Origin of the sequence: Lentzea aerocolonigenes (genome assembly GCF_000955955.1) — a bacterium.
GTDB lineage: Bacteria > Actinomycetota > Actinomycetes > Mycobacteriales > Pseudonocardiaceae > Lentzea > Lentzea aerocolonigenes_A.
Genome location: NZ_JYJG01000169.1, coordinates 1 through 1967 on the forward strand (window position 1 = coordinate 1; position 1967 = coordinate 1967).

A 1967-nucleotide genomic window follows, 5' to 3' on the forward strand; every position below is an offset into this window, starting at 1 on the left:
GCGCGCCACTGGAAGAACATGGCGCCGTCCGAACCACGTGCGACGTGCGCGAGGCTGTTGCGCGCCATCTCCTTAGGGCGTTTGGCGATGTTGCGGGGCTGCCAGGACACCGCGCTGGTGGAGTGCTCGAGCAGCAACCACGGCCGGCCGCCCGCCAACGAACGCGTGAGGTCGGCGCTCATCGCGAGGTTGACGTGCTTGCGGTTGCCATCGGCGGTCAGGTAGTGGTCGTTGGTGACGAGGTCTACCTCCTCCGCCCAGGCCCAGTAGTCCAGCGAGTCGCACTGGGACAGCGCGGCGTGGAAGTTCGTGGTCACCGGAATTCCTGGCGACAGGGCGTGCAGCACGTCCCGTTCCCGCTTGAAGCTCTCCAGCAGGGCGTCGCTGGTGAAGCGGGCCCAGTCCAGCTGCTGGGCCGGGTTGCCCACCGTGGGGGTGAGGCGCGGTGGCTGCACCTGCTTCCAGGAGTTGTAGGCCTGGCCCCAGAACGTGGTGCCCCACGCCTCGTTGAGCTCCTTGACCGTGGTGTAGCGGTCGGCCAACCAGGTGCGGAACGCGGCAGCGGCGGTGTCGCAGTAACACGCGCTCACCGGCGCGCCGTACTCGTTGTGGACGTGCCACAGCGCCACTGCGGGGTGCTCGCCGTACCGGTGGCCCAGCTGCTCGGTGATCGAGACAGCAGCCCGCTGGTAGTCCGGTGAGCTGTAGCAGATCGCGCCCCTGCCCCCGAACGCGTAGCGCACGCCCTCGCGGTTCACCGGCAGCGCGTCGGGATGACGCTCGTAGAACCACGCGGGCGGCACGACCGTCGGAGTGGCGAGGTCGACCCGAATTTCGTTGTCGTGCAACAGGTCCAGCAGGTGGTCCAGCCAGCCGAAGTCGTACTGGCCGGGCTCGGGCTCGAGCAGTGCCCAGGCGAAGATCCCCACGCTGACCATCGTCACGCGAGCCTCGCGCATGAGGCGCACGTCCTCCTGCCAAAGCGGCTTCGGCCACTGTTCGGGGGTGTAGTCACCGCCGTACGCGAGGGCGTCCAGTCCAGCCGGCCAGTGCCGCCGTTTCATCCATGAGCCCCGTCTCTGTGATCGTGCACAGCGCGAGTTCCGCCTGACTTTCGCTTATGACGGTACATTTCTCCTATTGAAAGTGTCGAGGGTGTATCTCTACTGTGAACGTGCACAGTCCAGCACCTCCCCCCGACATCGGAGGAACGGATGCAGCGCCGCACCGCCCTCAGCGCCATCGCACTCATCGGCTCCCTGACGCTCGCCGCGTGCAGTGGCGGCGGAACACCTTCTGCCGACGGCCCGGTCGAGCTGACCATGTGGTCCTGGGCGACTCTGCAGAAGGTCGCGGACATCTGGAACGCCGAACACCCCGACATCAAGGTCACCGTGCAGGAACAGGGAGGTGGCGACGAGCTCGTCACCAAGGTCATCACCGCCGGGAAGGCGGGTGACGGGCCGGACCTGGTGCAGGCGGAATACCAGATGATCCCGACGCTGGTGTCGAACGACGTGCTCGCGGACATCACGGAGTTCGCCGGTGGAGCCAAGGACAAGTTCGCCGAGAACGTCTGGAAACAGGTCACCCTGGACTCGGCGGTCTACGCGATTCCGCAGGACACGGCTCCGCTCGCGCTCTACTACCGCGAGGACGTCTTCACGCAACTCGGACTCACGGTGCCCACCACGTGGACGGAGTTCGCGAGCGTCGCGCGACAGCTCAAGCAGAAGGACCCGAACCGCGCGCTGACCACGTTCTCCAGCAACGACGCCGGTCTGTTCGCCGGGCTGACGCAGCAGGCCGGAGCGACCTGGTGGTCGGCCTCCGGTGACATCTGGAAGGTCGCCATCGACGCCGAGGCGTCCCGCGAGGTCGCCACGTTCTGGGGCGGCCTGGTGGCCGAGGGCGTGATCGACAACCAGCCGATGTACACGCCCGCCTGGAACAAGGCGCTCAACGAC

At 67.0% G+C, this 1967-nt stretch carries 2 protein-coding genes; one reads left to right on the top strand and one right to left on the bottom strand.

Going from position 1 to position 1967, the window contains the following annotated elements:
• Positions 1-1064 (bottom strand): beta-galactosidase (locus UK23_RS23370; protein WP_045313750.1); only part of this gene is annotated, 1064 nt, incomplete at its 3' end.
• A 150-nt stretch (positions 1065-1214) separates the two neighbouring features.
• Between UK23_RS23370 and UK23_RS23375 the strand changes: the two genes are divergently transcribed.
• A partial coding sequence (locus tag UK23_RS23375; RefSeq protein ID WP_045313751.1) for an ABC transporter substrate-binding protein occupies positions 1215-1967 on the top strand: 753 nt, incomplete at its 3' end.